Source organism: Intrasporangium sp. (assembly GCF_032907665.1).
Taxonomy (GTDB): Bacteria; Actinomycetota; Actinomycetes; order Actinomycetales; family Dermatophilaceae; genus Intrasporangium.
The window spans coordinates 1-5,515 of record NZ_JAJJPG010000178.1 but is presented as its reverse complement, the minus strand read 5'-3'; the positions used below and the strand labels follow the sequence as shown (position 1 = coordinate 5,515).

At 73.3% G+C, this 5,515-nt stretch carries 6 protein-coding genes; all 6 read right to left on the bottom strand.

Going from position 1 to position 5,515, the window contains the following annotated elements; genetic code table 11:
• Positions 1-54: 54 nt before the first annotated feature.
• Positions 55-930, bottom strand: a complete 876-nt coding sequence (locus LOY02_RS17480; RefSeq protein ID WP_317183647.1) for a hypothetical protein — start codon at positions 928-930, stop codon at positions 55-57.
• Complete coding sequence (locus LOY02_RS17475; protein WP_317183646.1) at positions 927-1,475, bottom strand: hypothetical protein; 549 nt, start codon at positions 1,473-1,475, stop codon at positions 927-929. Before LOY02_RS17475 ends, LOY02_RS17480 begins: the two co-directional genes overlap by 4 nt.
• Before the next feature lie 52 nt (positions 1,476-1,527).
• The gene (locus LOY02_RS17470; RefSeq protein ID WP_317183648.1) at positions 1,528-2,472 is read right to left on the bottom strand and encodes an aldo/keto reductase; all 945 of its coding nucleotides are present in this window, start codon (positions 2,470-2,472) and stop codon (positions 1,528-1,530) included.
• 126 nt (positions 2,473-2,598) lie between these two features.
• Positions 2,599-4,179, bottom strand: coding sequence for an aspartate:alanine exchanger family transporter (locus LOY02_RS17465; RefSeq protein WP_317183645.1), 1,581 nt, complete (start codon positions 4,177-4,179; stop codon positions 2,599-2,601).
• Positions 4,180-4,244: 65 nt separating this feature from the next.
• Positions 4,245-4,772, bottom strand: coding sequence for a YbaK/EbsC family protein (locus tag LOY02_RS17460; protein ID WP_317183644.1), 528 nt, complete (start codon positions 4,770-4,772; stop codon positions 4,245-4,247).
• Between the two features lie 61 nt (positions 4,773-4,833).
• The coding region (locus LOY02_RS17455; RefSeq protein WP_317183643.1) for an NAD(P)H-dependent flavin oxidoreductase at positions 4,834-5,515 on the bottom strand (682 nt) is incomplete at its 5' end.

Below are 5,515 nucleotides of genomic sequence, written 5' to 3'. Positions count from 1 at the left end.
CTCACGTCGAGGTGCATGTGCTGACGACACGTGCTGCGCTCGGCCGGCGCGGCGTCAGGCGGCCGGGCCTCCGCAGACCGGCGGCTCGGTGAGGCGGCGCGCCAGAGCGGCACCACCGAGCACCAGCGCGAGGGCGGCCCGACCGGCATCAGGCGCAGTCTCGATGGCCAGCCACGGAGCGGCCACCGCCATGGCGAGCCCGGCAACCGCACACGGGGCACAGCCGAAGTCCGGTCGCCACCCTTCACCCGGCCGTGGGACGAAGAGCGCGAGCGCGAGCGACGACGCGACCACAGCCCCTCCGGTGAGCGCCGACCACAGCGGCGCCTCGGCAAACGGCCAGCCCACCGTCGCCGCGATGAGCGCGACGAGCCCGACCATGATCACGGCAGCGGCGAGCCGGCGCCGACGGGGCCAGCGCACGCCGGCGCCACCGGTGGTCGATGCCCGACCCAGTACCCCGGGCACCGGCGGCGCCGCGAGAACGCCCACCTCGGGCGCCCTCGGGCCCACGTCGGTCGCCCCTGGGGTCGGTGCATCCGAGCCTTCCGGGTCGAGCAGTGATCGAGACAGGTCGTCCTCCAGGGTGGAGAGAGCAGCGAGGCCACCAGCGACGTACTCGTCGGTGCCGGGCCTGGCTGCGAGCGGCCCACGGATGCTCCCCCACCGCGCCCGCACGTCGTCGATGACGGACTGGGCGGCCGCGACGGGGTCACTGCCCCCGTCCCCACGTCCGTCGAGCCGCAGCGCACGGCGAACGTCGGAGAGGGCGGCCACGGCCCCCTCGCTCCCCTTCACTGTCTGCGGTGTCCCGTCGGTGCGGCAGAGCGGAGCGCCGCCAGTCGCGGCCTCGAGCGCACCCAAGGCGGCCTCCTCGTGCCGGGCCACGACGTCCAGCACTGATGACCCACGCATCTGCGCCCCGGTCACGTAGCCCTCCCCACGCGGCAGGCATCGCCGACGCACGGGCGACGCCGCGCCGCGTAGGCCACGGCGCCGAGCAGCGCGACCAGCGAGATCGCGGCGAGCCACGGCTGGAGCGGCTCCCAGATGCCGAGGGCCCCGGACGTGCCCAGGGCGATGAGGACGATCTTGTTGCAGACCGGACACGCGACCGCGAACAGCGCCAGGCCGGCAGCACTGAACGCCGGGGCGTTGGAGTCCTCGCCCGAGACGGTCCCGTCTTCTGCGACGACCCGGCGGGCCCGCTGGAAGCCGAACCACAGCCCGGTGAGCACGCTCGTCATGAGCAGCACCCACGGTTCCCACGGCCGCACCGGAACCTCCCGACCGAAGACCGGGTTCGCGACGATGTCGGTCGGCACGCCGATGACGAGGAAGGTGAGGACGGCAGCGGCAACCGTGACGCCAAGCCGTGGCCGGGGTCGCTCCCAGTGAGTCGGGTCGGGGTCACGCTCGGCCACCGAGGTGGTTGCAGGTGCGCGTGTCAGATCGTCGAGACGGCGGTCATCCATACCCCGTAGGGTATATGACTCACGCGCGCACGAGCGCTCGGTGCAGCGGTCGTCAGCCGGCGTCGAGGGTCGTGAGGTCGTCGAGCTCGGCGAGATCCTCCGCCGTCGGCTCCCACGACCCGGCCGTCACGTTGTCCCGGACCTGTTCGGGCCTCGTCGCGCCCGCAATGACCGAGGCCACGGCAGGCTGGGCCGCGAGCCCACCGATGGCGACGTCGATGAGGCGCAGTCCGCGCTCAGCGGCATACGCCTCGATTCCCTCGATGACGTCCCAGTCGGCACCCTCGAGCACCTCGCGACGGGACTCGAGTCGCGTGCCGGCAGGCGCGGCCTCCCCGCGTCGGTACTTCCCCGTGAGCAGACCGGAGGCCAGGGGGAAGTACGGCAGGAGACCGACGCCGACGTGCTCACACGCCGGCACGAGGTCCTCCTCCACCCCACGCGCGAGCAGGGAGTACTCGTTCTGGGCCGAGACGAACCGCTCCAGGCCCTCCGAGCGCGCCGTCCAGTCGGCGTCGACGACCTGCCACCCCGCCAGGTTGCTCGAGCCGACATAGCGCACCTTCCCCTCCTGCACGAGCTCGGTCAGGGCGGCGAGGGTCTCGGCGATCGGAGTGACCGGGTCGGGCCGGTGCAGCTGGTAGAGGTCGATCCAGTCGGTGCCGAGCCGACGGAGGCTCGCCTCGACGGCGAGGCGGACGTAGCGACGCGAGCCCCGCACGCCCCAGTCGGGCCCATTGGAGCCGTGCATGTCCATCCCGAACTTCGTGGCCACGACGACGGTGTCCCGCTCGCTGCCGAGGGCCCGGCCGAGCAGCTCCTCGCTCGCGCCCTGTCCGTAGATGTCGGCCGTGTCGAAGAGCGTCACTCCCGCGTCGAGGGCCGCGCGCACCACGGCCGTGGTCCCGTCCTGGTCGAGGCGCCGGCCGAAGTTGTTGCAGCCCAGTCCGACCGTGGAGACGGTGAGTCCGCTGTCACCGAGCTGTCGGTACGTCATGTCGGGGGTCGTCGTCACGCCCCCGAACCTATTCCCCCGGGGGCGTGCCCGCGAGCGACATTCCCCGCCACGGAACAGCACTAAGACGGTCGTATGCTGCTGGGCTCGCGTCCAGCGACGGCGCGGTCAGAGGGCGGCGAGGACCTGCGCGACGAGGATCTTGGCGACCATGGCGACCGGGTAGGCGAGGACGTAGCCGATGCCGACCCTCGTGTCGTGGCCGCTGCGTTCATCCGCGAAGGCGAGGACGGCCGGCTGCGTCTGCGCACCCGCGAGGATGCCTGCGTGCTCCGCACTGCCCGAGCGATGGACCAGCCGACCGGCGGCCACGAGCAGCAGGACCGCTGCCGTCGTGACGACGAGGCCGAGGACGGCGACCTTCCAGCCGAGATCCGAGGTGATGGCGGCGGTGATCTGCTGCCCCGCCTGGGTGCCGGCGTAGGCGAGGAACGTGATCATCCCGAAGTGCGAGAGCGACCGGGCCGCCCCGCTCGGCATCGAGGTGACGACCGGCCCGACCCGTCCCAGGCGTCCGAAGACGAGTCCGACGAAGAGGGTCCCGGCCGCCGCGCCGAGCGAGAACCCGCCGCCGGGGAGCGGGATGTGCACGAGGCCGAGGAGGACGCCGAGCGTGAGCCCGAGGGCGAAGCCACCGGGGTTGATGTCGGACATGCCGCGCTCCGAGTCACCGAGGTGGGCGGACACCTCGGCCATCCGCGAGACCGGCGCGATGACCCGGAGGCGGTCCCCGAGCTGGAGGACGAAGTCGGGGCTGGCCAGCAGGTCGAGGTCGCCACGCCGCACCCGGCTGACGTGGGCGCCGAACCGCGCGGGCAGGTCGACCTCGGCGAGGGTCCTCCCGGCGAGCCGGGCGTTGCTGATGGTGATCCGGCGGTAGTCGAGCTCGTGACGGTCGAGTGCGATGTCGTGGGAGGACCGGTGGCCGAGCCAGGTCGCCACGGCCTCGACGACGTCGCGCGGGCCGACCACCGTGACGAGGTCGGCCTCGTGCAGGGCCTCGGTCTCGTCGAGCAGCGTCTCGGGCTCGTCGCCGCGCCGCAGTCGGGTGAACACGACGCGGTCCCCGTGACGGCGCAGCAGATCGCCGATCGTGGGCAGGTCGGTCCGATCGACTCGGATCGTCTCGTGCACGAGCGGTGGACTGGCGGGGGGCTCGTCCCGTCTCCGGTGGGCCAGGACCCACCCCGCCGCGAGGAGCATCCCGACGACGCCCCAGACGTAGCTGATCGAGTAGCCGATCGTCGGCCCGGCCGGGTCGCCGGAGCTCTCCGTGGCCGCGGCGAGAGCGGGCGTGTTCGTCAGGGCGCCCGCGAACGTTCCCGCGACGACCGGGGCCTCGAGTCCCAGCACGGCGCCCAGCCCCACGGCGACGGCCGCCGCGGCGAGGACGGCGAGGGTGACCGACAACATGACCGGCCACCCGTGCCGCACGGACGAGAAGAAGCTCGGCCCCGAGGTGATGCCGACGGTGTAGGTGAACAGGACCAGGCCGAGCGTGCCGACGACGTGGGGCAGCTCGAGTCGGATCCCCGACGCGGCCGCGACTGCCGAGACCGCGATCGCACCGAAGAGGACTGCCGCCGGGCCGATGCTCACGCCGCCGATCCGGACCGACCCGAGGGCCGCGCCCACGAGGAGCAGGACGGCCAACAGGAGGATGGGCTGCTCCGCGAGAAAGGTGAGCACGGGCCCATCCTCACGCATCACGGGCATCCCGGGCAGCCCGACAGCCGAGCGGCCGGACGGGCCGGTCAGAGCGCGAGGTCGAGGACCTCGGCACCGGGCAGGGCGGCCAGAGCGGCACCATCCACAAGGAGCTTGGCGCCCCGCAGCCCCGCACCGATGACGACCGGGCCGGCGGCGACGACCGACGCATCGACGAGGACCGGCCAGTCCGCCGGCAGACCGATCGGCGTGATCCCACCCTGCTCCATGCCGGTCAGCTGCTCCGCCAGGGCCTGGTCGGCGAAGGAGATCTTCCGCACGCCCAGGTGCTTGCGCACGACCCGGTTGACGTCGGCACGGTCGGTCGCGAGCACCATGACGGCCGCCCGGCGTGTGACGTCGCCGCGACGGCCCTCGACGACGACGCAGTTCGCCGATGACTCGGGTGCGACGTCGTAGGCAGCGCAGAAGGCCGCCGTGTCGGCGAGCGCCGCGTCGATCGCTGCGACCCGCGCCCCGGGCACGCTCGGGAGCGCGTCGGCCACGGGCGGCGCCACGAGCTCGAGGTGCTCGAGAGCGGGCTGCCAGGACAGGTTTCCCTCCGCAGTCGGCATGGGGTCACCGTACGACAGCCTGCCAGGGCACGGACCACCGGGCGGGACCCGTTGCGGGCCGTCAGGCGCCGGCCAGCGCCCGGACCACCGCTGCGGCCGGGAGGTCGGCCGCGTCCTGCCACCTCGTTCCGGCCCACAGGGCCATGAGCCGGGGGTCGTCGGCGGCAGCGGAGGCTCGTCGCAGCGGACTGGTCACGTGGTGGACCTCCGGATACGCGGCCGGGGCCAGCCCGACGCGCTCACGGACGAAGTCGGTCTCGAGCGCCCGTCCCAGCCGACCCGAGAAGGCGCGTGTCACCGCAGTCCGTCTGAAGGACCGATCCACGAGCGCCTTGCGGTAGGCGCGTCCGGTGCCTGCCTCAGGGGTCAGGAGCAGGGCCGTGCCCACCTGGACGGCAGTCGCGCCGGCCGCACGGACCTGCTCGACCCGTGCCGGTGTCGAGATGCCGCCCGCGGCCACGAGCGGAGCGGACGTGACCGCCCGCACCCCGCTCACGAGGTCGACGAGGTCCAGCGACGAGGGCTCCTTGGTCTGGTCGAGGGTGCCCCGGTGCCCACCCCCATCAGGCCCCTGGACGACGAGGGCGTCCGCGCCGGCCTCCATCGCGGCTTCGGCCTCCTCGACGTCGCTCACCGTGACGACTGCCTCGATCCCGACGCGGTGCAGCTCGGCGAAGACCGCAGGTCCGGGCAGCCCGAAGGTGAAGGAGACGACCGGGACCTTCTCGCGCACGACGAGGTCG

What these genes read in the sequence shown, in the direction of transcription:
- LOY02_RS17460 (WP_317183644.1), bottom strand. Translation starts at nt 4,772, where the DNA reads ATGCCGACTGCGGAGGGAAACCTGTCCTGGCAGCCCGCTCTCGAGCAC.
- LOY02_RS17470 (WP_317183648.1), bottom strand. Translation starts at nt 2,472, where the DNA reads ATGACGTACCGACAGCTCGGTGACAGCGGACTCACCGTCTCCACGGTC.
- LOY02_RS17475 (WP_317183646.1), bottom strand. Translation starts at nt 1,475, where the DNA reads ATGGATGACCGCCGTCTCGACGATCTGACACGCGCACCTGCAACCACC.